This is a genomic window from Vibrio sp. STUT-A11, from assembly GCF_026000435.1.
Lineage (GTDB): Bacteria > Pseudomonadota > Gammaproteobacteria > Enterobacterales > Vibrionaceae > Vibrio.
In genome coordinates this window covers 806,645-832,853 of record NZ_AP026763.1, presented here as the reverse complement: position 1 = coordinate 832,853, position 26,209 = coordinate 806,645, and the positions used below count along the sequence as shown (strand labels likewise).

The 26,209-nt window shown below is 46.0% G+C and carries 25 protein-coding genes; 13 read left to right on the top strand and 12 right to left on the bottom strand.

What is annotated here, in order from left to right:
* Positions 1 to 262 precede the first annotated feature (262 nt).
* The 4 genes from OO774_RS03900 to OO774_RS03885 are packed head-to-tail and all read left to right on the top strand — an operon-like array spanning position 263 to position 3,114.
* A complete protein-coding gene (locus OO774_RS03900; protein WP_264904884.1) occupies positions 263 to 1,714 on the top strand; it encodes a M48 family metallopeptidase in 1,452 nt (483 codons plus the stop codon).
* A 16-nt stretch (positions 1,715 to 1,730) separates the two neighbouring features.
* A complete protein-coding gene (arsC, locus tag OO774_RS03895) occupies positions 1,731 to 2,081 on the top strand; it encodes an arsenate reductase (glutaredoxin) (protein WP_264904882.1) in 351 nt (116 codons plus the stop codon).
* On the top strand, positions 2,082 to 2,654 hold the full coding sequence (gene wrbA / locus OO774_RS03890; RefSeq protein ID WP_264904880.1) for an NAD(P)H:quinone oxidoreductase: 573 nt from the start codon (positions 2,082 to 2,084) through the stop codon (positions 2,652 to 2,654). It abuts the gene before it with no gap.
* A 19-nt stretch (positions 2,655 to 2,673) separates the two neighbouring features.
* A complete protein-coding gene (locus tag OO774_RS03885) occupies positions 2,674 to 3,114 on the top strand; it encodes a DUF2069 domain-containing protein (protein ID WP_014232728.1) in 441 nt (146 codons plus the stop codon).
* 69 nt (positions 3,115 to 3,183) lie between these two features.
* Here the strand turns inward: OO774_RS03885 and OO774_RS03880 are convergent, their stop codons facing one another.
* Complete coding sequence (locus OO774_RS03880) at positions 3,184 to 4,383, bottom strand: DUF2066 domain-containing protein (protein ID WP_264904878.1); 1,200 nt, start codon at positions 4,381 to 4,383, stop codon at positions 3,184 to 3,186.
* A gap of 455 nt (positions 4,384 to 4,838) precedes the next feature.
* Between OO774_RS03880 and OO774_RS03875 the strand changes: the two genes are divergently transcribed.
* Complete coding sequence (locus OO774_RS03875; protein WP_264904877.1) at positions 4,839 to 6,092, top strand: uracil-xanthine permease family protein; 1,254 nt, start codon at positions 4,839 to 4,841, stop codon at positions 6,090 to 6,092.
* Positions 6,093 to 6,185: 93 nt separating this feature from the next.
* Here the strand turns inward: OO774_RS03875 and upp are convergent, their stop codons facing one another.
* Positions 6,186 to 6,812, bottom strand: a complete 627-nt coding sequence (gene upp / locus OO774_RS03870; RefSeq protein ID WP_264904875.1) for a uracil phosphoribosyltransferase — start codon at positions 6,810 to 6,812, stop codon at positions 6,186 to 6,188.
* Positions 6,813 to 6,992: 180 nt separating this feature from the next.
* On the opposite strand from upp, the gene purM reads away from it, so the two are divergent.
* Both purM and purN read left to right on the top strand, forming a co-directional pair.
* Entirely contained in the window at positions 6,993 to 8,033 is a 1,041-nt protein-coding gene (gene purM / locus OO774_RS03865; protein WP_264904873.1) for a phosphoribosylformylglycinamidine cyclo-ligase, read from the top strand.
* A gap of 174 nt (positions 8,034 to 8,207) precedes the next feature.
* Positions 8,208 to 8,855, top strand: coding sequence for a phosphoribosylglycinamide formyltransferase (gene purN / locus OO774_RS03860; RefSeq protein ID WP_264904871.1), 648 nt, complete (start codon positions 8,208 to 8,210; stop codon positions 8,853 to 8,855).
* Positions 8,856 to 8,937: 82 nt separating this feature from the next.
* On the opposite strand, the gene OO774_RS03855 is transcribed toward purN, so the two are convergent.
* Positions 8,938 to 9,783 carry a class II glutamine amidotransferase gene (locus OO774_RS03855; protein WP_264904869.1) on the bottom strand — a complete coding sequence of 282 codons (846 nt, stop codon included), beginning with the start codon at positions 9,781 to 9,783 and terminating at the stop codon, positions 8,938 to 8,940.
* Positions 9,784 to 9,840: 57 nt separating this feature from the next.
* A complete protein-coding gene (gene lpcA / locus OO774_RS03850; RefSeq protein WP_264904867.1) occupies positions 9,841 to 10,416 on the bottom strand; it encodes a D-sedoheptulose 7-phosphate isomerase in 576 nt (191 codons plus the stop codon).
* Between the two features lie 355 nt (positions 10,417 to 10,771).
* Between lpcA and fadE the strand changes: the two genes are divergently transcribed.
* Complete coding sequence (gene fadE, locus OO774_RS03845) at positions 10,772 to 13,216, top strand: acyl-CoA dehydrogenase FadE (RefSeq protein ID WP_264904865.1); 2,445 nt, start codon at positions 10,772 to 10,774, stop codon at positions 13,214 to 13,216.
* A gap of 183 nt (positions 13,217 to 13,399) precedes the next feature.
* Entirely contained in the window at positions 13,400 to 15,163 is a 1,764-nt protein-coding gene (locus OO774_RS03840; protein WP_264904864.1) for a SulP family inorganic anion transporter, read from the top strand.
* 252 nt (positions 15,164 to 15,415) lie between these two features.
* On the opposite strand, the gene OO774_RS03835 is transcribed toward OO774_RS03840, so the two are convergent.
* Positions 15,416 to 16,666, bottom strand: coding sequence for a TIGR03503 family protein (locus OO774_RS03835; protein ID WP_264904863.1), 1,251 nt, complete (start codon positions 16,664 to 16,666; stop codon positions 15,416 to 15,418).
* An 8-nt stretch (positions 16,667 to 16,674) separates the two neighbouring features.
* Positions 16,675 to 17,397 carry a DNA polymerase III subunit epsilon gene (dnaQ, locus tag OO774_RS03830; RefSeq protein ID WP_264904861.1) on the bottom strand — a complete coding sequence of 241 codons (723 nt, stop codon included), beginning with the start codon at positions 17,395 to 17,397 and terminating at the stop codon, positions 16,675 to 16,677.
* A 58-nt stretch (positions 17,398 to 17,455) separates the two neighbouring features.
* Here dnaQ and rnhA point away from each other — a divergent pair, with 58 nt between their 5' ends.
* Positions 17,456 to 17,920, top strand: a complete 465-nt coding sequence (gene rnhA / locus OO774_RS03825) for a ribonuclease HI (RefSeq protein WP_264904860.1) — start codon at positions 17,456 to 17,458, stop codon at positions 17,918 to 17,920.
* Here rnhA and OO774_RS03820 read toward each other — a convergent pair.
* The gene (locus OO774_RS03820; protein WP_264904859.1) at positions 17,917 to 18,672 is read right to left on the bottom strand and encodes a class I SAM-dependent methyltransferase; all 756 of its coding nucleotides are present in this window, start codon (positions 18,670 to 18,672) and stop codon (positions 17,917 to 17,919) included. The two genes, rnhA and OO774_RS03820, sit on opposite strands and share 4 nt — an antisense overlap.
* Before the next feature lie 37 nt (positions 18,673 to 18,709).
* On the opposite strand from OO774_RS03820, the gene gloB reads away from it, so the two are divergent.
* The 3 genes from gloB to OO774_RS03805 all read left to right on the top strand — a co-directional run bounded on the left by gloB (position 18,710) and on the right by OO774_RS03805 (position 21,982).
* Positions 18,710 to 19,468: a hydroxyacylglutathione hydrolase gene (gloB, locus tag OO774_RS03815; RefSeq protein ID WP_264904858.1), complete on the top strand. Its 759-nt coding sequence runs from the start codon at positions 18,710 to 18,712 to the stop codon at positions 19,466 to 19,468.
* A 250-nt stretch (positions 19,469 to 19,718) separates the two neighbouring features.
* Positions 19,719 to 21,299, top strand: coding sequence for a LysM peptidoglycan-binding domain-containing protein (locus OO774_RS03810; protein ID WP_264904856.1), 1,581 nt, complete (start codon positions 19,719 to 19,721; stop codon positions 21,297 to 21,299).
* The gene (locus OO774_RS03805) at positions 21,296 to 21,982 is read left to right on the top strand and encodes a YIP1 family protein (protein ID WP_264904854.1); all 687 of its coding nucleotides are present in this window, start codon (positions 21,296 to 21,298) and stop codon (positions 21,980 to 21,982) included. The genes OO774_RS03810 and OO774_RS03805 overlap by 4 nt, the downstream gene beginning before the upstream one ends.
* 14 nt (positions 21,983 to 21,996) lie before the next feature.
* On the opposite strand, the gene OO774_RS03800 is transcribed toward OO774_RS03805, so the two are convergent.
* The 5 genes from OO774_RS03800 to accA all read right to left on the bottom strand — a co-directional run bounded on the left by OO774_RS03800 (position 21,997) and on the right by accA (position 26,169).
* Positions 21,997 to 22,842: an endonuclease/exonuclease/phosphatase family protein gene (locus OO774_RS03800; protein ID WP_264904853.1), complete on the bottom strand. Its 846-nt coding sequence runs from the start codon at positions 22,840 to 22,842 to the stop codon at positions 21,997 to 21,999.
* A gap of 89 nt (positions 22,843 to 22,931) precedes the next feature.
* The gene (gene glnB / locus OO774_RS03795) at positions 22,932 to 23,270 is read right to left on the bottom strand and encodes a nitrogen regulatory protein P-II (protein ID WP_014232746.1); all 339 of its coding nucleotides are present in this window, start codon (positions 23,268 to 23,270) and stop codon (positions 22,932 to 22,934) included.
* A gap of 175 nt (positions 23,271 to 23,445) precedes the next feature.
* On the bottom strand, positions 23,446 to 23,757 hold the full coding sequence (locus OO774_RS03790; RefSeq protein ID WP_264904851.1) for a cytochrome c: 312 nt from the start codon (positions 23,755 to 23,757) through the stop codon (positions 23,446 to 23,448).
* 35 nt (positions 23,758 to 23,792) lie between these two features.
* Positions 23,793 to 25,133, bottom strand: a complete 1,341-nt coding sequence (gene tilS, locus OO774_RS03785) for a tRNA lysidine(34) synthetase TilS (protein ID WP_264904849.1) — start codon at positions 25,131 to 25,133, stop codon at positions 23,793 to 23,795.
* A 76-nt stretch (positions 25,134 to 25,209) separates the two neighbouring features.
* The gene (accA, locus tag OO774_RS03780) at positions 25,210 to 26,169 is read right to left on the bottom strand and encodes an acetyl-CoA carboxylase carboxyl transferase subunit alpha (protein WP_264904848.1); all 960 of its coding nucleotides are present in this window, start codon (positions 26,167 to 26,169) and stop codon (positions 25,210 to 25,212) included.
* Positions 26,170 to 26,209 lie beyond the last annotated feature (40 nt).

The window sequence follows — 26,209 nt, the reverse complement described above, 5'->3', positions numbered from 1 at the left end:
TCAAGTTGGTGCTAGCACTTCTGACATGATTTAACCAGATCCTGAAATCACTCAGATATACACAATTTACGAAACCAATTCGTTTATTCTTGGTCTTATTGCTAGCATATACCCAAATGATTTCAAGGAGCATAATAACGCGAGTTTCTCGAGGTTATTTGGGCATACTAATAACAGGATGGCCGTAAAGTATAGTGGTGACGTTGTGAGGTACGCGACCTCCTGCCACATACTCAGGTATTTGGGAGAACCTTTAAAACGTATGTTAAAACGCACTCGATCGCTAGTTTGCTTATGTATTGCTACTGCAATTAGTTCGCCAACAACCTACGCCAATAGTATCGACTTACCAGATATTGGAACCGCCGCTGGGAGCACTCTATCGATAGACCAAGAGTTGATTTATGGTGATGCCTACATGCGCATGCTCAGAGCGAGCAAGCCACTGGTCAACGATCCTGTGATTAATGAGTATATTGATTCTCTCGGTCACCGTTTGGTGGCCAATGCAAATGATGTAAAAACACCGTTCCATTTTTTCATGATACGTGACCGCAACATCAACGCTTTTGCGTTTTTTGGTGGCTATGTCGCTTTGCACTCAGGTTTGTTTCTACACGCTCAATCTGAGAGTGAACTCGCCTCAGTGGTTGCTCACGAAATCGCACACGTTACGCAACGTCACCTTGCACGTAGCATGGAAGAGCAAGCAAGACGCTCACCAGCATCATTGGCTGCATTAGCTGGTGCTCTACTACTTTCTATTGCAGCACCAGAAGCCGGTATTGCCGCCATTACTGCCGCAACGGCTGGTAATATGCAAAGTCAGATAAACTATACGCGCGCTAACGAGAAAGAAGCTGACCGCTTTGGCATCTCAACACTGGCAAAAGCAGGGTTTGATGTACAAGCTATGCCTCGCTTCTTTGGTCGACTAGCAGATGAGTATCGTTACGCGAGTAAGCCGCCTCCGATGCTGCTTACTCACCCGCTCCCTGAAGACAGGATCACGGACAGTCGGCAGAGGGCGCAGGCTTACCCACCTCTACGTATACTTCCTTCCATTGATTACCATCTCGCACGTGCACGTATTGTTGCCCGTTTCGCAGGTATTGACGGACAAGCGGCATTAGGTTGGTTTGAACAAACACAGAAGAAAGCCACCGCCGATATCATGCCAGCGTTTGATTATGGTCGTGCTCTGGTTCACTTGGACAGTAAGCGGTTCTCACAAGCAGAGCCAATACTGAACAAACTGCTGACACAAGACCCAGGAAATCCGTTTTATCTTGATGCGATGACCGATCTGTATATTGGGCAAAAACAGCCAGATAAAGCGGTGGAAATGCTGAGTAAAGCATTGACGCGTAATCCACAGAATAAAGTTCTGACGATTAACTATGCGAATGCCCTGCTAGAAGCCAATATATATGATCAAGCAGTGCGTATTTTGCAACGATACACCCATGACAACCCTGAAGATACCAATGGTTGGCAGCTATTGTCGAAGACTTATCACGAGTTGGGACGTAACGATGAAGAGTTGGCTGCGCGCGCCGAAATCTTGGCATTACGCGCGAATTGGAATAAAGCGATTCAATATTATAGTGAAGCAAGTAAAATGGCTAAGTTGGGCAGTTTAGAGCAAGCACGATACGATGCTCGTATTGACCAACTCATGATCCAAAGAGATCGATTCATGGCATTACAATAACGAAATGGAGAAAACCATGTCAGTCGTGATTTATCACAACCCTCGTTGCTCAAAGAGCCGTCAAACTCTCGAGCTGCTGGAAAAAAATGGTGTTACACCAGAAGTCGTAAAATATTTGGATAACCCACTTAGCGTGGAAGAACTAAAAGCACTCTATACTCAACTAGGGTTCTCTGCTGTTCGCGACATGATGCGTACCAAAGAAGCCGACTACAAAGAACTGAGCTTAGGTGATGCGTCAGTCAGTGATGAACAACTGTTCGAAGCCATGGCACAAAATCCAAAACTGTTTGAGCGCCCTGTTGTTGTCGCAAACGGCAAAGCGAAGATCGGTCGCCCTCCAGAGCAAGTGTTGGATATTCTATAAATGGATTGCCAGATCCTTATTTTGTACTTCAGCCGTCACGGCGCAACAAAACAACTGGCAAGACAGATAGCAAGAGGAGTTGAATCGACTCCTCAATGCGAAGCAATTTTGCGTACAGTTGAAGAATTGTCACCTCACTCACATCCCCCTTCCGATCCAATTGTTACTCTAGAAGAGCTGAAAAAATGCGATGGTCTTGCATTTGGTAGTCCCGTCTGGTTTGGCAACATGGCAGCGCCTTTAAAGCACTTCTGGGATCAAACCACACCTTTGTGGGTAAGTGGAGACTTAATCGATAAACCAGCGTGTGTATTTACCTCATCCTCTTCGATGCATGGTGGTCAGGAAACCACACTACAAAGCATGATGACGCCATTGTTGCATCACGGGATGATGTTATTGGGAATTCCTTATGCAGAACCAGAGCTGCACTTAACTCAGTCGGGTGGTACGCCATATGGCGCGAGCAGTGTCGGCAAAAAGCCAACGCTCACCAATGACGAAGCCCGCCTGGCACAGAAGTTGGGTAAACGACTAGCAACAGCAGCACTCAAGCTGAAAGCTAGCGAGTAAATTCAAGGATAGTAAATCGATGTCTGAATCTTTTGACCAACCTGCACTCAGTGCACAAACGAAAAGCTATCGTTATTTAGCTTTGTTTGGCAACTTGGCTTTACTGGCTTGGGTAGCAATTTGGCAACTCGCGCTGTCTCCTCACCCTCACTTGAGTAGCACAACGCTTGCGATTGCATGGTGTATTCCATTATTGCTTCCGTTGCCGGGTATATTGGCGGGCAAACCCTATACTCACGCTTGGGCAAACTTTGTGTTAATGCTGTACTTTTTGCACGCGTTAACCATTTTATATGTCGATGGCGGAGAACGTTGGCTCGCAGCGGTCGAGCTTTTGCTAACGACGCTAGGCTTTTTTGGCAACATTCTATTTGCGAGAGCAAGAGGCAAAGAGTTGGGCCTCAAACTCAAACGCTTATCCCAAGTAGAGAAAGAGGAAAAAGCGAAGTTCAACAAATAAGGCCAACGATGAAACTAAAAAGAGTCGCGATTTGTGACTCTTTTTTATTACTTTCAAAATGTTAGCATTCTATGAACGTTGACTAGAGGTCCATTCATAAATTACGTCATACTGCTCTTGCACCGGCTTAATTACAACAGGCTCTGATTGTTTTACTTCTTCAACTGAGGCGTCAGCGGTCACAACATCTGACCCCAATTGCGCTTCTTGCGTGACCAATTCTGTTTGCACTGAATCTTGAGCTGGTTGTAAAGGCGCAACTTCTTCCACTGGCTTTATTGGCTCTTGGTACTCACCCAGTTGCGAGATCGATGACGCTTCTTTTTCAAACGTTTCTTTAGAAGCCAATAAATGAAGTTTAAGAGTTAGCTCGTTACCTTGAACACGCTTGACTTCAGTTCCAGCAACAGAGTTAAGCTTGTTTAACGCGCTTTCTAAACGGAAAAAGTCTTTCGCGGAATAAATGTTGACCACTTTCATCGTGATCCCATCAGAAGCTTCACCAGACACAATCACGGCGCTCTTACCTGCGTAATAATCGGTAATCCCATCAACCATTTCATTCATCGCATTCGATCCAGATGCAGCCCCACTACGAGGAGAACGTTGAGAGACAAGAATAGCCGATGGTGATTGGTCATATAACGTCCAGCGAACTTGATCGCCCTGAGCTTTTACCACCAGCACGGCATCTGCCGGGTAACGTTGGCTAGCCTTTGCTATCGGATCAGCAAAACCACCCCATAGGTCTGAAACACTAACACCGGTCACATCATCAAAGTCACCGACTGGAAAAGTAATCGGTAACCCTCGAGCTTCGGCTGCGGCGTGCAATGCAGAAACCTTCGGCGAGTCTGAGTGCTCCCAGGCAATGGTACGCTCATAAGCATGCTCTTCAATCGCCCAGACGAGAATATTGGCACGGTGAGCCGACCAAGATGGCAACTGCGCCTGAGTCAGAAGAGAATGAATCTGACTACTACTGAAGCGCATTTTCAAACTTGGTTTGCCTTCAACCTGCCCGTAACCGAGTTGAGAAATGTAGCGAGAACTTGAGCTCAATGCCTTTTGAATAACCGGATTGCTTAAAGAAGCTTGAGAACCAGTCGCTCGAACAATCACCTCTTTCATACCTTGTTCACGAGCCAAAGACTCACCGTTGTTTTGCTCGCTGTCGATAACCACTTCAGCACGATAGATATCTACCTGCGTAAGTGCATACACGGGCAGGGACAACCAACCTATCAGTATAAGAGCTAAATAGCGCATAGTTTTCATTTTCCTTTAAATAAGAGAAAGCATAATAAGCAACTATCAAACCTTGAGCAAGGCAACTCATGGGTAAATAGCTTGGAATTTGACCAACTTACGTCATTTGCGGCACAGTGTTTAGAACGGATAAACAAGTGGGCCTTTTTTGTTATCAATCCATCTGCGTATCCAAAAAGTGAATTCCCCAGAGCTCGAGATAAAGGAAAATACCCGTTTCCAACATGACACCTTGCGCTATGCGCGACACGTTATTACATCCTTTACTTTGCGCCTCATCTAACAAAACATGAACTTTGGTCCACAAAACAGGCACTTTTGTAAGAAAATCGCTCTAAAGGCCTATTTTATCCACTTAAAATCATCGAAAAGTTTGATCTGACCATTGTCGCAAACGTTTGCTGAGTGGTACTATTCGCCGGATTTGTCTGCATATCTTTAAATAGGAAATGATTATGAAAAATGCGTTACAAGGCGCTCAGATGCTCTTTGTCGCTTTTGGTGCTTTGGTACTCGTGCCTCTTCTGACTGGCCTTGATCCAAACGTAGCACTCTTCGGCGCTGGTGTTGGTACCCTCCTCTTCCAATTAATCACTAAACGTTCTGTCCCAATTTTCCTTGCTTCTTCTTTTGCGTTTATTGCTCCTATTATGTTCGGTATCCAAACATGGGGTATCGGTGCAACTATGGGTGGCTTAATGGCAGCAGGTATGGTTTATATTGCCCTGGGCGCGGCGATTAAAGTTCGTGGCGTAGGCTTTATTCATAAGATTCTGCCACCAGTGGTTGTTGGCCCAGTGATTATGGTTATCGGCCTGGGCTTGGCTCCAACCGCTGTGAATATGGCGATTGGTAAAACAGGTGACGGTGCTGCTCAATTGGTCAATGGTGATGCAGCGGTCATGATCTCTGCCGTTTCACTATTAACAACTATTGCACTGAGCGTGTTTGCGAAAGGCTTCTTGAAGCTAGTACCAATTGTTGGTGGTATCTTAGCGGGTTACTCTGTCTCTCTTGCCTACGGAGTGGTTGATTTTACCCCTGTTGCTCAAGCAGCTTGGCTGGCGATGCCAAACTTCACTACGCCTGAATTCAACATCAATGCCATCCTATTTATGATCCCAGTGGCTATCGCACCCGCAGTGGAACACGTTGGTGATATGCTGGCTATTTCAAATGTGACAGGCAAAGATTACCTTAAAAAACCTGGTCTGCACCGCACAATCGCGGGTGACGGGGTAGCAACTATGGCTGCTGCTATGGTCGGCGCGCCACCAAATACAACCTACAGTGAAGTCACTGGCGCAGTCATGCTAACCAAGGCATTCAACCCAAAAATCATGACATGGGCAGCCGTGACTGCAATTGTTCTGGCTTTAGTTGGAAAGTTAGGCGCTATCCTGCAAACCATCCCTGTACCGGTAATGGGTGGCATCATGATCCTACTGTTTGGTTCTATTGCTACCGTGGGCCTGAACACGCTGATCAAAAACCACGTTGATCTACACAAATCTCGTAACCTGGTTATCGTTGCTGTTACGCTAGTATTTGGTATTGGTGGCATGGCTTTCGGCATTGGTGAATTCAGCCTACAAGGCGTTAGCTTGTGCGGTATCGTGGCAATCATTCTTAACCTGGTTCTTCCTCATGACTTGGGTGAAAACCATGTAGTTGATAACGCTCAGATCGAAGAAGACAAAGCGAACTAAATCGTAAGTTCAATTCGACACGTACAAAAAAGGCTTGGTAATAACCAAGCCTTTGTTTTTTGTTCAGAACTGAATCTGCGTTTTGTTTTACGCTTATTTAGTACCGAAAATCTTGTCACCCGCATCACCTAGACCAGGAACGATGTAACCTTTGTCGTTTAGTTTCTCGTCGATCGCCGCAGTGTATAGCTCAACATCTGGGTGTGCTTTTTCTAGCGCTTCGATACCTTCAGGCGCTGCTACCAGAACAAGTACTTTAATCTGGTTACAACCTTTCTCTTTCAGAAGGTCAATAGTCGCGATCATAGAACCGCCAGTTGCTAGCATTGGGTCAACAACCAGTGCGATACGCTCATCAATGTTAGAAGCAAGCTTGTTAAAGTATGGTACTGGCTCAAGCGTTTCTTCATCACGGTAGATACCTACCACACTGATACGTGCACTTGGCATATGCTCAAGAACACCATCCATCATGCCCAGACCAGCACGCAGGATTGGCACAACGGTTACTTTCTTACCTTTAATCTGGTCAACTTCTACTGGACCATTCCAACCATCGATAGTAACTTTCTCTGTTTCAAAGTCTGCTGTCGCTTCGTAAGTAAGTAGGCTACCGACTTCAGTCGCTAACTCACGAAAACGTTTTGTGCTGATGTCACCTTCTCTCATTAGACCAATTTTATGTTTTACTAGAGGGTGTTTTACTTCAACAACTTTCATGTCCATCTCCGGCTATAATAGGCAATATTTAAACAAACCTTCAGATTATACATGATTTCCACGGGGAAAGCAGGATATATCACTGAAGAAAAAAACTCGCGCAAACGTTTGCTATCTGTATTTAAGCACTGGTAGAATAGCGCCGTTTTCATATCCAACTTAAATACCGAGGACTTCCCTGTGAGTGGTAATAACTCTTCTCTTAGCTATAAAGACGCTGGTGTTGATATTGATGCAGGCAACGCGCTTGTAGATCGTATTAAAGGTGCGGTAAAACGTACTCGTCGCCCTGAAGTGATGGGTGGTATCGGTGGTTTTGGCGCTTTATGCGAATTGCCGACAAAATACAAACAACCTGTATTGGTTTCTGGTACTGACGGCGTAGGTACAAAACTTCGCCTGGCACTGGATATGAACAAGCACGACACTATCGGTGTTGACCTGGTTGCAATGTGTGTAAACGACCTGATCGTACAAGGCGCTGAACCATTGTTCTTCCTTGATTACTACGCAACAGGCAAGCTAGATGTCGATACCGCAGCAGACGTTGTTTCTGGAATCGCAGATGGCTGTTTGCAAGCGGGTTGTGCCCTAATCGGTGGCGAAACTGCTGAAATGCCAGGCATGTACGAAGGTGAAGACTACGACGTAGCTGGCTTCTGTGTAGGCGTTGTAGAAAAAGAAGAAGTGATCGACGGTACAAAAGTAGCGGCGGGTGATGCTCTTATCGCAGTAGGCTCAAGCGGCCCCCACTCAAACGGTTACTCTCTGGTTCGTAAGATCCTTGAAGTATCTGGCGCAGACAAAAACGAAATGCTAGAAGGTCGTACTATCGGTGAGCACCTTCTGGAACCAACTAAGATTTACATCAAATCAGCACTTAAAATGATTGAGAAGCACGACATTCATGCTATTTCTCACATCACTGGTGGTGGTTTCTGGGAAAACATCCCGCGCGTTCTTCCTGAAGGCACTAAAGCAGTGATCGACGGTAACAGCTGGGAATGGCCAGTGATTTTCCAATGGCTACAAGAGAAAGGTAACGTAGAAACACACGAAATGTACCGTACATTCAACTGTGGTGTTGGTCTAATCGTTGCCCTGCCTAAAGATCAAGCGGAAGCAGCGGTTGCACTTCTGCAACAAGAAGGCGAAAACGCATGGGTGATTGGTGAAATCGCTCAAGCAGAAGCAAATGAAGAACAAGTTGAAATTAACTAACTTGCGATTCTTGCTCAAAAAGTAAAAAGAATGAGGACGCTATGTCCTCATTTTGCTATCTGGAACTCGAAAACCATTTAAATAGTAGGTGATACCAAGCTAGCAATAAGAGAATCATTCTTGCTGACATTGGTATAATTTAAAAACCTACAGTAGTAAGGCAGTCTCAACATCATGAAAAATATAGTGGTCCTCATTTCTGGTAGTGGCAGTAACCTACAAGCGATACTGGAAGCGTGTGAAGCGAATATGCCTGACGCACAAGTCGCTGCCGTTTTCTCAAATAAAGCGGACGCTTACGGATTAGAGCGCGCGAAACAATTTAATGTTGCAGGCCATTTTATCGACCCAAAGGCATTTGAGTCACGTGACGCATTTGATGCAGAATTGATGAATCAAATCGACCAATATCAACCAGATGCAGTGGTATTGGCTGGTTACATGCGTATCCTCAGCAGCGAATTTGTTCAACATTACATGGGTAAGATGATCAACATTCACCCTTCGCTACTGCCAAAGTACCCAGGCTTACACACTCACCAACGTGCGATTGACGCTCAAGATAAAGAGCACGGCACCAGTGTGCACTTCGTAACAGAAGAGCTAGACGGTGGTCCGGTTGTTCTGCAAGCAAAAGTACCGGTATTTGAAGATGATGATGCGAGCACCCTTGCCGCTCGTGTTCAAACCCAAGAGCACAAAATCTACCCGATTGTCACCAAATGGCTTGTTGAAGACAGATTAAAGATGCAAGACGGCAAAGCGTGGTTAGACGGCAAAGAGCTTGGCGCTCACGGCTATGCTGCCGCTGAGGAAGAGTAGCACTCTTCGGGTAAACTCAAAACCAAATCAAAAAGGCAGCCTTATCACACTGGCTGCCTTTTTAATTGCTGGAAAGTGTTAGTTACTCAAGAGGTTCCGTCGGTGCCTGGCTGGCGACTTTCTTTGGCGCGAATGCAACGTCTTTCAGCGCTGCTGCATTATCATCAACCAACTCACCTAAATGAAACAGACCATACTCACCTGGCTTCATTCTCTGCCATGCCTCATTACCGGTAAGCGGTTGAGTCGCAATAACAGAAACAACGTCATTTGGTGTTGTTTCTTCCTGGAAGTTAATTTCAACATCTTCATCCAGTAGTGCCGCTTTACCAAAAGGCGCTCGTCGCGTAATCCAATACAGGTGATTGGTGCAATACGTCATGACAAACTCACCGTCACTCAGCAGCATGTTAAATACGCCCTTTTCTTTCAGTTGATCACAACATTTTGCGACGTAGACAAAAACCGATGCCATATCCTCCGGAGGCTCTGGGTATCTATCTTCCATCTGTTTCAATAACCAACAAAACGCCAGTTCACTATCCGTTTGACCTACCGGGCGGTGTCGCCCCGTATGCAGGTCCTGGTAGCCTGTTAGCTGACCATTGTGAGCAAATGTCCAGTACTTACCCCACAACTCACGTGTAAATGGGTGCGTATTTTCTAAATTGACCCCGCCACGATTAGCCTGTCGAATATGGCTGACAACAGCGCGGCTTTTGATCGGGTAGTTCTGAACCAGTTCTGCTATTTTTGAATCGCAGCTTGGCTTCGGATCTTTAAACGTCCGAAATCCTTTACCTTCATAGAAAGTGATTCCCCAACCATCACGGTGCGGACCAGTTCGACCTCCGCGCTGCATCAGGCCGGTAAAACTGAAACAAATATCCGTTGGAACATTGGCGCTCATGCCGAGCAATTCACACATGGTTTAAAGAACTCCTTACCTAAAATGCCAACCTTAAAACCGGAACGGCCGCCTTAATTATTCCATCTCTTTTTCGATCAACTGAATAACAATGTGAATAATTTTAATATGGACTTCCTGGATACGATCAGCGTAGCCAAAATGAGGCACACGAATCTCAACGTCTGCCAGACCTGCAATTTTACCACCGTCTTTACCTGTCAGTGCAATGGTCTTAATGCCTTTTGCTTTCGCGGCTTCAATGGCTTTAAGAATGTTACCTGAGTTACCCGATGTCGATAAACCAAACAGTACATCGCCTTTACGGCCTACTGCTTCAACATAACGAGAGAAAACAAAATCGTAACCAAAATCGTTACTCACACAAGAAAGGTGGCTTGGGTCAGAAATTGCAATGCCTGCATAACCCGGTCGATTATCACGGTAACGACCCGTCAATTCTTCAGCGAAATGCATTGCATCACAGTGTGAACCACCGTTACCGCATGAAAGCACCTTGCCCTCTTGCTTAAAAGAATCCGCAATCATTTTCGCAGCCGCTTCGATTTGAGCGATATTGTGGTCATCGCTTAAAAATTTGTTGAGCACTTCAGCAGCTTCGTTCAATTCACTTTTAATCAGATCTTGGTACATAAGACGTTCTCTTTATTATCTCGGCCCTCAGTATGCTTTCACATTACCTTGGCAAATGGTTCTAATGCCAAGCGGGCATCAGACATTTCGTTACAGAGAGTTTACCCATAAACGAGAATTAGTGTCGATAGTGAACCAACAGATTTGGACAACCAGCAGGAATAAACATCGCAACCTGCTTAATAAATCAGCATCAAAATCTCATTTTTAGAATTTTTACTCTACTTAGATCACTTTTTACCCAACCTTATGTTTTACATTTTATTAATATATTGATTACAATTTCAGGACTGGTTAGACCTCTTATCAGAAGACAGACATACAACACTTACAAAGTCTGAAAAGGAAAATACATATGGACATCTTGCTTTCAATCATTGCGATGACAATCGTCTTAGGCTTTACGCTCTATCATCGAATGCCACTCGTAAAATCTGTCAGCTTTCTAACTGCTACCATGTTAGTGCTGACTATCGCTGGTTCTGCAGGCTTTTGGGGCTGGGCGGTTTACATCCTTGCCATCGCTATATTTGCCGTATCTAGTATTCGTCAATCTCTGTTCAGTGGTAAGGCGTTAGCTGCCTTCAAAAAAGTCCTTCCGGCCATGTCTCAAACTGAGAAAGAAGCCTTAGATGCAGGTACGGTCTGGTGGGAAGCTGAGCTCTTTAAGGGTAAACCTGAGTGGCAAAAGCTGCATGCTATTAAAGCACCTAAGCTGAGTACGGAAGAACAGGCATTCCTTGATGGCCCAGTTAATGAAGTCTGTGCCATGGTTAACGACTTTCAGGTGACCCATGAACTGGCCGACTTATCTCCTGAAGTCTGGCAATACCTGAAAGACAACAAATTCTTCGCCATGATCATCAAGAAGAAATACGGTGGTCTGGAGTTTTCTGCTTACGCGCAATCACTGGTATTGCAAAAACTGACGGGGGTTTCTGGCGTTCTCTCTTCTACTGTTGGCGTACCTAACTCTTTAGGTCCTGGTGAACTGCTTCAGCACTACGGTACAGAAGAGCAAAAGGATTACTACCTCCCACGTCTGGCCGAAGGTAAAGAGATCCCATGCTTTGCTTTAACCAGCCCAGAAGCAGGTTCCGATGCGGGCTCTATCCCTGATTATGGCGTGGTGTGTAAAGGTCAATGGGAAGGTAAAGAAGTACTCGGCATGCGCCTGACATGGAACAAGCGTTACATCACGCTGGCTCCTGTGGCAACCGTGCTTGGTCTTGCCTTTAAACTGCGTGACCCTGAAGGCTTACTTGGTGACAAAGAAGATCTCGGTATCACCTGTGCGCTGATCCCAACCAATGTAAAAGGCGTTGAAATCGGCAATCGCCACTTCCCTCTCAACGTCCCTTTCCAGAATGGCCCAACACGCGGCAAAGATATCTTCGTTCCTATCGATTTCATTATCGGTGGTGAGAAAATGGCAGGCCAAGGATGGCGAATGCTGGTTGAGTGTCTATCGGTTGGTCGTGGTATCACGCTTCCTTCAAACTCAACCGGTGGTATTAAAACGGCAGCTCTGGCAACCGGTGCATACTCTCGTATTCGTCGTCAGTTCAAACAGCCTATCGGGCACATGGAAGGCATTGAAGAGCCTTTGGCACGCATTGGCGGTAATGCTTATGTGATGGACGCTGCGAGCAACTTAACCGTGGCTGGTATCGACCTTGGTGAGAAACCGTCTGTGATTTCTGCAATCGTGAAGTACCACTGTACCCACCGTGGTCAACAGAGCATCATTGATGCCATGGACATTGTAGGTGGTAAAGGCATCTGTATTGGTCCATCGAACTTCCTCGCTCGTGGCTACCAAGGCTCACCAATTGCAGTGACTGTAGAAGGCGCGAACATTCTGACCCGTTCGATGATCATCTTCGGTCAGGGCGCGATTCGTTGCCATCCATACGTTCTGCAAGAAATGAACGCGGCGCACTCTGACGCAAGTGACGCTGTTGAGAAGTTTGATAAAGCACTCGCAGGTCATGTGAGCTTCACCATGAGTAATTTGGTACGCAGCATCTGGTTTGGTTTGAGCGATGGCCTTGGTTCATCTGCACCAACTAAAGATGCGACCAAACGTTACTACCAACAACTTAACCGTTACAGTGCTAACCTAGCGCTTCTGTCTGATATTTCGATGGCAGTGCTTGGCGGCTCACTGAAACGTAAAGAGCGACTATCGGCTCGGCTTGGTGACATTCTAAGTCAACTTTACTTAAGTTCAGCGGCGCTAAAACGTTTTGAACAAGACGGCCGCCAGGTAGAAGATTTACCTCTGGTTCATTGGGCTCTGCAAGATAGCTTGAAGCAAGCAGAAATCGCCGTTGATGAGTTTTTGACTAACTTCCCGAACAAAGTTATTGGTCGTGCACTTCGCGTGATGATCATGCCGTTTGGTCGTGTACGTAAAGCGCCAAACGACAAACTTGACAGTAAAGTCGCGCGTATTCTGCAAACACCAAGTGCAACACGTTCCCGCATTGGTCGCGGACAGTACCTGGAGCCAACAGAGCACAACCCTGCAGGTAAAATTGAACTGGCACTGTCTGTGATTCTGCAAGCGGAACCGGTGTTCGACAAAGTATGCAAAGCGCAAGGTAAACGTCGTCCGTTCTTGTGTCTGGATATCCTTGCTGAGGAAGGACTAGTTCAAGGCATTATCACTGAGGAAGAAGCGGAACTTCTCAGAGAAGCAGAGCAGCACCGTTTAGATACCATCAACGTTGATGACTTTGAGCCAGAACAACTGGCAGCAAAGCCGAGTTGCGTCCAGATGGACAGTGTCGCCTAAGAAAATAAAGCCGTGGTTAATAAGAAAACCGGGAGCCAAATGGCTCTCGTTTTTTTGTTTGTACGGTTCCTAGATTGATAGTGATATACAGCTCATACGCTTTTGAGTGATAAATGGCTCACGGACGAAATAACAGAACGATGTATACTTTACTGTAAATAAACCATTTTTAGGGGTGCATCTGTGGCCAAAAAATTATTCTCGCAGTGGTTCCCTGGTCTCGTTCAGCTTAAGCATTATCAGCGCGAATGGTTCACTAATGATTTTCGGGCCGCTTTTTCTGTCGTAGCCGTTGCCTTGCCTGTTGCCATCGCGTACGCGCAATTAACCGGCGTTTCTGCCATTGTCGGCCTCTACTCATGTGTGCTCCCGATGCTGGTTTATGCCTTAATGGGCACATCACGACAACTCATTGTTGGCCCCGATGCGGCAACTTGTGCGGTGATTGCCGCCGTTGTCACTCCGCTTGCGGCTGGCGACCCTACCAAGCATTGGCAATTAGTGATGACCATGACAGCAATGACTGGCATTTGGTGTGTCGTGGCGAGCCGCTTTAATTTAGGCATTTTTGCGGACTTTCTCTCCCGACCAATTCTTCTCGGCTTACTTAACGGCGTTGCACTTACTATTATTGTCAGCCAGTTTGCCAAAGTCGTTGGCTGGAGATACGAGCAACGTTACCTATTGGAACGCTTATGGGAAGCGCCTCAACGCCTAACCGAAGTTCACTGGCCTACCGTCACGTTAAGTATTGCCACTGTACTGGTTTATCTGGTGACCAAACGCTTTCGTCCTGCTTGGCCAGCAGCGATGCTCGCCATACTCGTCACGACGACCTCCGTTTGGCTGCTCCACTTACAAGAGATGGGCGTTTCGGTTGTGGGTATTACCCAAGGCGGATTCCCTCAAATTCAAGCCCCAACGTTTGAACTGGGAGAGGTTCGTGAACTGGTGGTTCCAGCGTTGAACCTTGCTATTGTCAGCTTTGTTAGCATGATGCTCACCGCACGCAGCTTCGCAGCTAAGAATGGCTACGACATTGATGCAAACAAAGAATTCAGAGCGTTAGGCTTTGCCAATATCGCTTCGGCTTTTTCACAGGGTTTTGCTATCAGTGGTGCAGATTCTCGTACAGCGGTTAATGATGCGAACGGCGGAAAATCACAGCTAGTCTCTATTATTGCGGCCCTCACTATTGCTGTCATCGCGGTCTTTATTTATGAGCCGCTACAGTTTATCCCTATTGCTTCACTTGGCGTGGTATTGATCATCGCTTCATTGTCGCTGCTCGACCTCAAAGCGATATGGAAATTACGCCAACGCGATAAAGATGCCTTCAACCTTGCAGGTATCACCTTCGTATCCGTGTTAGTAATTGGCGTGATTCCGGGAATTACCTTAGCGGTACTTTTGGGACTGTTTCAATTTTTGCGGATCGTTATGCGCCCAAGCGATCAAATCCTTGGTTTGGATGAGAAAGGCACAATACGAACGCTCGATAACTCAGGCAAAGCCACCCCAATACCGGGTATGGTGATTTACCGGTTTAACTCGCCACTGACGTATTTTAACGCCCCTTACTTTAAACGCCGAGTATTGGAACAAGCTGAACATACCAAAGACGTCAGTTGTGTCGTGGTAGACGCCGTATCCAGCTTTACTCACCTTGATTTAAGCGTGATGGCAACCCTGTCGGATCTGCATGAAATGCTTAAGAAACGAGGAATACGATTAATTCTTTCTGGCCGAAAACGCCGCTTACGGCAATGGTGTGATCTAACGGGTATTAGCACCAGCGATGGCGGGATCTTACTGCGTGCCGATATGTATCTCGCCATCAAACTCAGTGGATGCTACATCAGTGCTGTTGGCGAAGGGCAAGTTCCAACCGTACAAAAAGAACCCGATTTGGAGCCAACGCCAAGACCGATTCCCGATGTGGCTTAATAGTCAATATTGCTGTTAAACCGGAACTAATTGGCTTAATGCCATTCGCTGAACAGTAATTAGCATATCCAAGTCTAGCGTCACCCAGAACAGCGACGAAGGAGCGTGATTCAGGGTCTTCTATCCGAGCATTTGGTTGTCAAAGATATTCTTATATCTTCTCAGCACGCTGATATTAGATTCCTAGTCTCGCTATGGCTCGCCGGAATGACCGGATAAGCGCCTTTTCGCGACAGTCACCCTTTCTTATTTCTAGTTCTTCGGCATTTGCAGCTGCATTTCCGGTATCGCTTGCCTTTTTGCTTTTAGCTTGCGCCATATCAGCCAAAATAAGAGTCCGATGAGTAACACTACCACGTTACCGACAGCAATAATAATCATGCTGCGCTTACGTTCTGCTTCTCGTTCAACAAGGATGTGCTTTTCCATCTCGATTCTGTGCTGCTCGGCAAGTTCGGCTTGTTTAACTTTCCGCGCCGCCTGCAAATCTACGTCATCAACCACACTGAATGTCTGCTCCTGAATTGGAAAAACCAGGGGACGTTTGGTGGCAAAATCAGTCGCAAAGATACTGCCCTGCCATGAGTATTTACCTAAACCAGTGTCGTTATTCAGATTCAATGTCGCTTTCAGGCCATCTTGAGAAACTTGACTCTGGCTAAAACTTTTAAAACCATCTGGCGCATTTTGTTCAACACTCACTGCCAAGGAACCTGGGGCAATCATGCCCTGCTCGCCGCTGACCACCAGCTGATGTGGCTGGTTTTGTTCACGTGATTGAATAAAAGTACGCGAAATAGGATTCGGATATACCAGTACTACCTGCTCTTCAGCACGCAAGAAGACGCCATTCCCCGAGACAATACGTGCACGATATTTTCCCGGTTGAACTTCGATCGGTAACTGAACAGTAAATACACCGTCTCCAGCTTGCTCATCCAAATCTCTACCATCATCCTGGAAATCACCAATCACTAATGGAACTGGTCGCCCCTCGTTAATCAGTTCATCTTCGTTTTCAATAAACTTAGTAAAGGTAACCTGGAGGTTAACACGATCGCGAAAGTCTCTTAAAACAAGCGGTTTATCATCTGAAGTGAGTCGGGCGGTAAATTTGAGCGCTTCGCCGTAATACAAATGATTCGGAAAAGCGTCAGTGCTTAACTTCAAATGAGAAATTAAACGAATGTTGTTCTTAGGCGTGACTTTCCCCACCGCTTGCCATGGGCCCGGCATCGGCTGATCGATAGAGACAATATCGAGTGCAGGTTCCTGATACCAACGAATATTGTCGTAGGAACCCCAGGCATAGTATTTTTTACCGTCAGGGCGAACTAACACCACAGGCTGAGAGCTTTGCTCGCGATGGACCAGAAAAGTGATTTGCTCGATGCTCGGATCAACACGAAAGCGATTATCTAGCAGAGACATGCTAGATTCGCTCGCAGCACTCGCAAGACAACTCCAGATCGCCAGAATAGCAACCGACAAAGCCCTCAACATAGTTTCTCCTACTGATGCCAAATACAGTCTTTCACCAGCTCTAATCTTTTCTGGTGCGCATCTAATTCATCGGCACTGGCGCGCAAAACCTTTAGCGCTTTTCTTCCTTCAACCCGGCGAACACTTTCTACGCCCCCCTCTTGCTTGTTGGCATTAAATTCAAGGTTTGTTTGACCACCAGTCATCAGGAGGAAAACGTCAGCCAGAATCTCCGCATCGAGCAAAGCGCCGTGGAGTGTACGGTGCGAGTTATCAATACCGTAACGTTCACATAAGATATCGAGGTTATTTCTCTTACCCGGGAAGATTTTCTTCGCCATGGCAAGAGTATCGGTCACCTTACAGAAATCTTCTGTTTTACCGATAGTTGGATCGAGCATTTCAAACTCATAATCCATAAATCCAGTATCGAAGGGCGCGTTGTGGGCAACCAGCTCAGCCCCTTTGATAAAATCGACAAACTCTTGATGCACACTGGAATATTCTGGTTTATCGACTAAGAATTCATCGGTAATACCGTGAACCTCAACCGCTTCTGACTGAATTTCGCGATCAGGTTTTAAATAAACGTGGAAGTGACGGCCAGTCAACTTGCGGTTTATGATTTCTACAGCACCGATTTCAATAATGCGGTGTCCCATGTAGTGAGGGCCGCCTTCTCGGTTCATACCCGTGGTTTCGGTATCGAGAACTACAATGCGACTATATTCAGAATTGCTGCTGGTATTCATAAGCTTATATATGTCAGACTATGCTTTAATAAATGTTTCGGCTAATAGTACCAAAAATATGACCAAACACGTTGAGATTTTCACTGACGGATCTTGTTTAGGTAACCCAGGACCCGGTGGTTACGGCATCGTTTTACGCTACAGAGATGTGGAAAAAACACTCTCCAAAGGTTATTCCCTAACGACCAATAACCGTATGGAAATGCTCGCTGCAGTGATTGCCTTGCAAACACTGAAAGAGCCTTGCAAAGTGACATTAACAACCGATAGCCAATATGTTCGACAAGGCATTACCCAGTGGATTCATAACTGGAAAAAACGGGGTTGGAAAACCGCGGATAAAAAACCGGTAAAGAATGCCGATTTATGGCAGGCTCTGGATAAAGAAACCGCCCGCCACCAAGTCGAATGGCATTGGGTCAAAGGTCATGCGGGCCACAGAGAAAACGAAATCTGTGACGAATTAGCCCGAACAGCGGCTGAAAAACCCACTGAAGAGGATACCGGCTACCAGGCTTCCTAGCGCTTGTCGCTTGATATTTTTTTCACTCCGGCACCCTCTCGGTTCATTACCCCAAGTGGTGTGAGTCTTTTCTTTAAACGCCAGTGCGGCTTGATTGGCTTGAGAGGGTAGGTTCGTTTACGGGCAACGATGTAATACAGGCTGCCCGCTGGCGATGCCCACTCCCCTAAACTATTTTCAAGCCAGGTCCACATCGTGCGGTAGCGTGTCATTGGGAAAAGCGCATAGCGTTCACGATGAATCACCTGATAGTTAAGCAGTCCAAGCCAGTCCTGAACACGGCTAGACGAGAACATTCGACCACTCCATGGCAGGTTGTTTTTTCGCCATGGGAACAGACTCGCTAAGCCAGTAAAACTAAATGGGTTGAAGCCAGTAATGATCAGGTAACCGTCATCCATCATCACTCTGTCCACTTCCCTGAGCAGACGGTGAGGATCACTGGCGTAGTCTAACTGATGAGCCAGAATTGCCACATCAAAGCTTTTTTCCAAAAAGGGCAATTCGTAACCATCCGCAACGACATTATGCAACGGGTTCTGGATATCTACGTTGACTTGGTGTTGAATGTTACAATTACTGCTGGTTAGCTCACAGCTCAACCCGCCCAGTTTGAGCATGTGGTAACCGAAGAGTTTCGGACACCACTCATCAAACCGAGTTTGGATTGACTCAAGCACCCAAGGTCCATTATTCAGATCAGACCAAGTAGACGGGTGTGGTATAGTTTTGTTGCTGAGTGCTGGTTTCATTAACCACCTGACTATAATGGGTGACGGAGAACGAATCGTGTTAGAGATCAAAAGCATACCCGCATTTAATGATAATTACATCTGGCTAATTCAAAATAACGATAAACGCTGTGCCGTTGTTGATCCGGGTGATGCAAAGCCTGTATTAGAATATTTACAAGCTAACGAGTTAACTTTAGAAGCGATCATGATTACACACCACCACAATGATCACATTGGTGGCGTTCCAGATTTAGTTCGCGCATTTCCTAATGTTGCCGTTGTCGGCCCAAAAGCGGAGCCAATCCCAACCCTAACCGCTCCAATGGAAGAAGGTGACAAATTAGAGCTGTTCGGTGAACTCTTCATGGTGATGGGATTGCCAGGTCATACGCTGGGCCATATTGGCTACCTTGGTGATAGCAAATTGTTTTGCGGTGATGTGCTATTTTCTGCAGGATGCGGTCGCATATTTGAAGGCTCAGCAGAACAAATGTTTGACTCCTTGAGCAAAATCGCAGCATTGCCGGATGAAACCCAAGTCTATTGCGCACACGAGTACACCGCTAGTAACGTAGCATTTGCCCTTGCTGTCGAACCAGACAACGAGAAGCTTCGTCAGTACCGTGATGATGTAAATAGACTACGTGCGTTAAATATCCCTACCCTTCCAACCACGTTAGGTCAAGAGAAATTGATCAATCCATTTTTGCGTACCGACCACCCAGAAGTCGTTAAGTCTGTGACGAGTCGCATAAAAGATAACGATCCATGCTCAGTTTTTACGGCATTAAGAGTGTGGAAGAACGAATTTTAACCAATTTTTACTTGTAAGTTTACAAGACCCCAGTATCATCATGGATTGTTTTTCAGAGAAGCGCTTCCGGCGCTTCTCTGCGTTTTGGGAAGAATATAAATCTATTTTTATGTCCACCCATTGCATATTTAGAGGTTTAACCTCTTTTATTAGTGTTTAAAGAAATATGTCTATTATCTTGCGATTGCCACGTAGCGCTTGCTACGCGACAGGCTGGAGAAGATAAAAAGGCCCTAAATAGGCTGAATCCATGCGTTTGAAGTACAGTTTGGCTTTGGCGTTATTGCTTTCTGGTTGTCAGATGACTTCTCCAGATTCAACAACGTCAACACCAGAGACCAACAAGTCAGAGCTAGCTGCTAAACAAAAAGCAGCTAAGGAACAAGCAAAAAGTAAGCAATCTTTGACAAAGACTGTCAAAGAAATGCCGAAAGTGCTTTCTCCTCAGGAACAAGAAGATGTATGGCAACGTATTGCTATGCAACTTGAAATGGACATCCCACACAATAAAAAGGTGGATTACTACCGTACCTGGTATCTAAAACACCCAAACCATCTTAAAACAGTGTCACAACGTGCAGAACCGTTTCTGTACATGATCGCTGAGCAAATTGAAAAACGAGACTTACCAATGGAACTGGCTTTGTTGCCAGTAGTTGAAAGCTCGTTTGATGCCTTTGCCTACTCACATGGCAGTGCAGCAGGTCTTTGGCAGTTTGTTCCAGGTACCGGAAAAATGATGGGCCTTGAACAAAATTACTGGTATGACGGGCGTCGCGACGTGGCAGCCTCTACTGAAGCGGCACTAGATTACCTTGTGCAGCTTAACAAACAATTTGATGGTAGCTGGGAACATGCTATTGCGGCCTACAACAGCGGTGGTGGTCGTGTATCCAGAGCGATTCGCAAAAACAAGAAACTCGGTAAGCCAATTGACTTTTTCTCTTTGGATTTGCCTAAAGAAACCAGCAGCTATTTGCCTAAACTGTTAGCACTTGCTGATGTGGTTGCGAATCAGGATAAATATGGTCTTAACATTCCTGCTATCCCGAATAAACCGGTATTAGCGCTTGTTGACCCTAAAGAGCAACTCGATCTTGCAATTGCAGCTGATTATGCAGGCATTGGTGTCAAAGAGCTACAAAGCTACAACCCGGCTTACAACCAATGGTCTACGTCACCAAACGGTCCACACAAATTGCTGATTCCTGTAGAAAAGAAGGATGCGTTCCTTGCTCAGGTAGCAGATAACCGCGGTAAAGGCGTCAAAGTGGCTCGCTACAAAGTAAAATCGGGCGACTCACTCGGTGTATTGGCTCGGAAATATGGCACAACGACGAAGGTGATTCGCCGAGCTAATGGCTTGTCGAATGACAATATTCGTATTGGTCAACATCTGCTGATCCCGACATCAACTAAAGATGACTCGAAATACGCATTATCGTCGAGCAACCGCTTAAATAAGACACAATCTACCGCACGCGGCCAGCTTAAGCTGACACATATTGTGCAGTCAGGTGAGAGCTTATGGTCAATTGCCCGTGACAATAACGTGTCGTACAAATCTCTTGCTAAATGGAACGGCATGGGACCAAAAGACACATTGAGAAAAGGTCAAAAGATCGTCATTTGGAAAAAAGCAGCTGGTGACTCTGTCATTCGTACTGTGTTCTACAATGTACGTTCTGGAGACACTATCAGCGGCATCGCGAGTAAGTTCAAAGTGAAGAGCGCTGACATTGTGAAATGGAATTCTCTTCAAAAGAAGAAGTACCTACAACCCGGTCAAAAACTTAAGCTGTACGTTGACGTCACTAAGGTAAGTGTATGATCCCATCAAGCAATCCGCTTGTAATGTTGTTGGATATATTTCGTTCACCAACCTCATGCTTTTTGGCGTTATATCAGCGTGGTGGCTGGGGATGGCAACCATTTATCCTATTGATAGTCAGCCCGTTCTTGTTTTGGGGCGCGTATTTCTCTAACGTGGATTTTGCTTGGCTCAGTGAACAGCTGACACCACAATTACAACAAATCAATCCTCAACAGATCGATTTGTTGGAGCCAAACACGTTAATGGCGAGTGCAATCATTAATGATGTCATCAACCGCTTTGCGACACTGCTTCTGCTGGCGTTTTGGTTCTTTCTTGCAACCAAAGCCAGTAAACAACAGTACGGCTATTGGAAGTGGTTCGCCGCTTCGTGTGCGGTTCTGTTCCCAGCCGTGCTTGGTGATGTTGCAAGCTACGCAAGCTTAATACTCAACCATGGTGAAGTGATGACATACGCTGCAGATCTCAACAGCCTCAATGGCTTACTGAAGCTACCACTCACCAACGAATGGTCTCACTTTGCAAGTTCACTGCCGTTATTGCTGCCATGGTACATCGTTTTAGGTTACGGTGTTGTCTTGACCTGGACTGAGTTTGAACGTGGACAGGCTTTGGTTATCGCCAGCCTGCCATGGGTGATATTTTACGTCATTTGGGCGCTTTACATCGTTATTGCTTAACCACCTAGACAACGCTAATCGCTTAGCGTAAATGACACCACTAACGGATTATGATCGGAAGCGTCGCTCTGCGGCGCTTTCGCGTTTTTGAGCACAAGGCCACGATAAAACACATGGTCGAGTCGCTGTCCGGTAATAAACTGGGTTCGATGATCCGGTGAAAACGACACTTCTTGTAAGTTTGCCTTCTTTAACGCTTGCTTCATGGCTTCCAGACGATATTCATTCCAACTATTAAAATCGCCAGCAAATATAATAGGCCCGGAGTGTTGCGTTAGTAGCGCCTCCAAAGCTGCGATTTGTGAGTGGTACTCATCCGTCCCAACAGTGAAATTAATCGCGTGTATATTTACAACAGCAAGCGTACTACCGTTACTCAGCCGATATTGGCTGAAGAGTGCGGATTTTGGTAAACGTAGCCAAGGCTCTGTCGAGGTATAAGCACACGCTTTCTCAGGCAGATTTTGTGCAATATTAATAACGCCAGCCCCACTACCCAATGCTTTAAAAGCGCTTACCTGGTTGCTCATCCAGCTCCCGTCCACCAGCCACTGCTTGAATGCCTCCGTCATACTCGCCTCTTGCAGTAGTAACAATTGCTTGTCAGTTGAAAGTGAATCAAGCGCACTTTGCCAATTATCTTTACCCTGCTTGTAAATATTCCAAATCAACACATTGAGTTCTCCGTCAACATCTAGTACTTGTGAACCGTTAAACTCAATGCATTGAATATCTTCAGTAATCTCTTCACCTGTCTGGGTAATAATTTGCGGTTGCTCAGGAACCGTGAAGATAATTTGAAAACCCAGTACTACAGCCATGAAGAAAAAGACTATTGACAGAAAAAAACGCTTAAGCATAAAGGCGTACCTGAATGTGTTTAACCTGAGTGAGGTTACGGAATAAAAAAGGGAGCCATACTCGGCTCCCTTTTAGCTTAATCAAAAATTTAAATCGCGTCTTCGTCTTCTTCGCCGGTACGAATACGGATAACACGCTCAACATCCGTGACGAATATCTTACCGTCACCGATTTTGCCAGTTTGTGCGGTTTCGATAATGGTCTCTACGCATTTATCTGCGACATCTTCGGTCACTACGATTTCCAGTTTAACCTTCGGTAGAAAGTCCACCATGTATTCTGCGCCACGGTATAATTCCGTGTGACCTTTCTGACGACCAAAACCTTTGACTTCAGAAACGGTCATCCCTGTGATGCCAACTTCAGCTAATGCTTCTCGAACATCATCCAGTTTAAATGGCTTGATAATCGCTTCAATCTTCTTCATGTTCATCCCTTAAGCTTTAATCGTATGCGGATATTATCGTTTACCGTCTTACAACATTCAATCTTTGTCTCGGTTTGGTATCGTAAAATATTGAGTTTGATGAAGTTTATTTAGGCTAAAATTACAAAGCCAGAGTGCTGCTCTGGCCTAAGTTAACCGAGTCATCGGTGAGCGACTATAAGCTGGAGTAGTAAGCCGCTAAGTTCGCGATATCATCATCAGAAAGCAGTGATGCTTGTGCCTGCATAACAGCAGCAAGTCCACCGTTACGCTCTTTATTTTTATAAGCTTTGATTGAACTCATGATGTACTGAGCATTCTGCCCCTTGAGGTTTGGGTACCCAGGGATGGTCGCAATACCATCTGCACCATGACAAGCGGCACATACTGCCGATTTTGCCTGCCCAGCAGCGACATCGCCAGACGCTAATGCTTGCCCCGATAACATGGTTAGCGCCATCATTGCGCCCATTATTACTTTCTTCATTGCTTCACCTAATCGTTTTTATTTATAAGTACAATTTATGTTCGATATTGTGTCACGAATGACAAAGGCTTACGCCAAATCAGCTCACAGTCTTGACCACTAAATGCTTTATCCACAAACAAATCGGCTACCGCAACCACCTGATCTTGATACATAACAATCGGTATCTGGCGACGTCGCCAGCTCGGCACATGGTACTCTTGAAACAGTTTTTTTAATTTACGACTGTGATTACGTGTTGCTGGATGCGCAGATAACCCTTCAGGGTTAAACGTGACGCTCAACAACTCCGGCTGCGGCGGCAAAGCAATGGTCGCTTGTTCTGTGGTCGTACTTAACATTAGTTCGCCCAAACCTTCTGGTAGAACAAGTGCACAATCAACTTGAAGGTTAACCTGCCAACCGGAAACATCTGCTTTGTCGCAGACCCAGTAGAGCTTATTCTGGAATCGACGAACCTCGCCTTGTTTTAACTTAATCTTTGGGTTGGCATCTTGTTGAGCTAACGCGACTTCTTTCCAAATCAGGCCGAGTTGCACTTGAGTTGGCATTTGCGCGTTCTGCTTAGCTAACCACATACGGATCAATCGAGCGCGGGCAAGCTCACCGTGAGAGGCTAATTCCGCAATATCGAGACTGAGATCGGTTTGCAACGCACGATAAAAAACGTCGTTAAGTAGTTCGTCTAACAACGTTTCTTGCTGAGCACAGAGAGACGCACTGCGTTGTACGGCCTGGTGAATACTCGGCCAGCGTTGCGACAATTCAGGCACCACGTGGTGACGCAAAAAATTTCGGTCATAGCGCGTATCCTGATTACTTTCATCCTCCACCCACTCAAGTTGTAAAGACTGAGCAATAACCTCTATTTGTTCTCGTCGGGTTGTCAGCAATGGGCGAACCAAAGTGCCAACCGAAAAAGGCGCACTTTCTGCCATGCATGACAATCCTTTCGGGCCACTGCCACGTTTAAGTGCAAGGAGGAAGGTTTCCAGCTGGTCATCAGCATGTTGGCCGGTGAGAAGAAGGTCGCCGCTCTCAATATATTTTGCTAACGCTTGATAGCGCGCTTCACGAGCGAGTAATTCGATACTTTCCCCACTATGAACATCTAAGGCGACGTGTTCTATCGAACAGGAAATATCCGCTTGCTTAGCCCACGCTTTACATTTCTCAGCCCAGTCGTCCGCATTACTGCTTAATCCATGGTGAACGTATACCGCTTTGCATGGTATTGCGTGCTCACGCTGATAGCGACTCAGTAGCGCCAACAATAAACGCGAGTCCACACCTCCGCTAAACGCTAAGACAACTTTCGTCTGAGGTTGGTAATGTGCAGTCAGTAATTGTGCAAAATGCTGATAAAGCGATTCCATAAACAATCCAATAGATACAAAAAAGGGCTGGACTCACATCCAACCCTTGCTATTTTATCCGTTATCTAACCAGATATCAGCAGTAACCGTAGCTCATCAGACGCTGGTAACGACGCTCACGTAGCGACTCTTCGTCTAGCTGTTCTAGATCTTCCAACTGACGAAGCAATGTTGCTTTCATGTTTGCAGCCATTTCAACGTGGTTACGGTGCGCGCCGCCTAGCGGCTCTTCGATGATCTCATCGATAAGCTCAAGCTCTTTAAGACGTGGCGCTGTCAGACCCATTGCTTCTGCTGCCTGAGGTGCTTTATCTGAATCACGCCATAGGATAGAAGCACAGCCTTCAGGAGAAATCACTGAGTAAGTTGAGTACTGAAGCATGTTTACGTAGTCACCCACACCAATCGCAAGTGCACCACCTGAACCGCCTTCACCGACAACGTTACAGATTACTGGTACTTTTAGGCCAGACATCACTTTTAGGTTTGTCGCGATCGCTTCAGACTGACCACGCTCTTCTGCACCAACACCTGGATATGCACCCGCGGTATCGATGAATGTGATGATTGGCATGTTAAAACGCTCTGCCATTTCCATTAAGCGTAAAGCTTTACGGTAACCCTCAGGCTTTGGCATACCAAAGTTACGTTTCACTTTTTCTTTGGTCTCACGGCCTTTTTGGTGACCAATGATCATCACAGGTCGACCTTCCAGACGAGCAATACCACCGACAATGGCTTTGTCATCAGCAAACGCACGGTCACCCGCTAGTTCATCAAACTCTTCAAATGCATGCTGAATGTAGTCCAAGGTGTATGGACGTAATGGGTGACGAGCCAGTTGAGCTGTTTCCCAAGCGCCTAAGTTGCTGAATGTCTTTTTCTTCAGTTCTAGGCTTTTCTTCTCAAGCTGTTCGATTTCTTTATCCAGGTCAACCGCAGCATCACCACCATGGCGAGATACATCGCGCAGGGCTTCAATTTTTGCTTCAAGTTCTGCAATTGGCTTTTCAAATTCAAGAAAGTTTAGGCTCATCTATGAATCCTTGTTTACTCAGCGTCTAAGATAATACGCT

Bases quoted from the DNA above. Each gene is read 5' to 3' on its own strand.
- accA (WP_264904848.1), bottom strand. From the start codon at position 26,169: ATGAGCCTAAACTTTCTTGAATTTGAAAAGCCAATTGCAGAACTTGAA.
- OO774_RS03875 (WP_264904877.1), top strand. From the start codon at position 4,839: ATGAAAAATGCGTTACAAGGCGCTCAGATGCTCTTTGTCGCTTTTGGT.
- OO774_RS03800 (WP_264904853.1), bottom strand. From the start codon at position 22,842: ATGCTTAAGCGTTTTTTTCTGTCAATAGTCTTTTTCTTCATGGCTGTA.
- OO774_RS03820 (WP_264904859.1), bottom strand. From the start codon at position 18,672: ATGAAACCAGCACTCAGCAACAAAACTATACCACACCCGTCTACTTGG.
- purN (WP_264904871.1), top strand. From the start codon at position 8,208: ATGAAAAATATAGTGGTCCTCATTTCTGGTAGTGGCAGTAACCTACAA.
- rnhA (WP_264904860.1), top strand. From the start codon at position 17,456: ATGACCAAACACGTTGAGATTTTCACTGACGGATCTTGTTTAGGTAAC.
- OO774_RS03835 (WP_264904863.1), bottom strand. From the start codon at position 16,666: ATGTTGAGGGCTTTGTCGGTTGCTATTCTGGCGATCTGGAGTTGTCTT.
- fadE (WP_264904865.1), top strand. From the start codon at position 10,772: ATGGACATCTTGCTTTCAATCATTGCGATGACAATCGTCTTAGGCTTT.
- arsC (WP_264904882.1), top strand. From the start codon at position 1,731: ATGTCAGTCGTGATTTATCACAACCCTCGTTGCTCAAAGAGCCGTCAA.
- upp (WP_264904875.1), bottom strand. From the start codon at position 6,812: ATGAAAGTTGTTGAAGTAAAACACCCTCTAGTAAAACATAAAATTGGT.
- OO774_RS03805 (WP_264904854.1), top strand. From the start codon at position 21,296: ATGATCCCATCAAGCAATCCGCTTGTAATGTTGTTGGATATATTTCGT.
- tilS (WP_264904849.1), bottom strand. From the start codon at position 25,133: ATGGAATCGCTTTATCAGCATTTTGCACAATTACTGACTGCACATTAC.
- OO774_RS03790 (WP_264904851.1), bottom strand. From the start codon at position 23,757: ATGAAGAAAGTAATAATGGGCGCAATGATGGCGCTAACCATGTTATCG.
- lpcA (WP_264904867.1), bottom strand. From the start codon at position 10,416: ATGTACCAAGATCTGATTAAAAGTGAATTGAACGAAGCTGCTGAAGTG.
- glnB (WP_014232746.1), bottom strand. From the start codon at position 23,270: ATGAAGAAGATTGAAGCGATTATCAAGCCATTTAAACTGGATGATGTT.
- OO774_RS03855 (WP_264904869.1), bottom strand. From the start codon at position 9,783: ATGTGTGAATTGCTCGGCATGAGCGCCAATGTTCCAACGGATATTTGT.
- wrbA (WP_264904880.1), top strand. From the start codon at position 2,082: ATGGATTGCCAGATCCTTATTTTGTACTTCAGCCGTCACGGCGCAACA.
- OO774_RS03885 (WP_014232728.1), top strand. From the start codon at position 2,674: ATGTCTGAATCTTTTGACCAACCTGCACTCAGTGCACAAACGAAAAGC.
- dnaQ (WP_264904861.1), bottom strand. From the start codon at position 17,397: ATGAATACCAGCAGCAATTCTGAATATAGTCGCATTGTAGTTCTCGAT.
- OO774_RS03880 (WP_264904878.1), bottom strand. From the start codon at position 4,383: ATGCGCTATTTAGCTCTTATACTGATAGGTTGGTTGTCCCTGCCCGTG.
- OO774_RS03900 (WP_264904884.1), top strand. From the start codon at position 263: ATGTTAAAACGCACTCGATCGCTAGTTTGCTTATGTATTGCTACTGCA.
- OO774_RS03810 (WP_264904856.1), top strand. From the start codon at position 19,719: ATGCGTTTGAAGTACAGTTTGGCTTTGGCGTTATTGCTTTCTGGTTGT.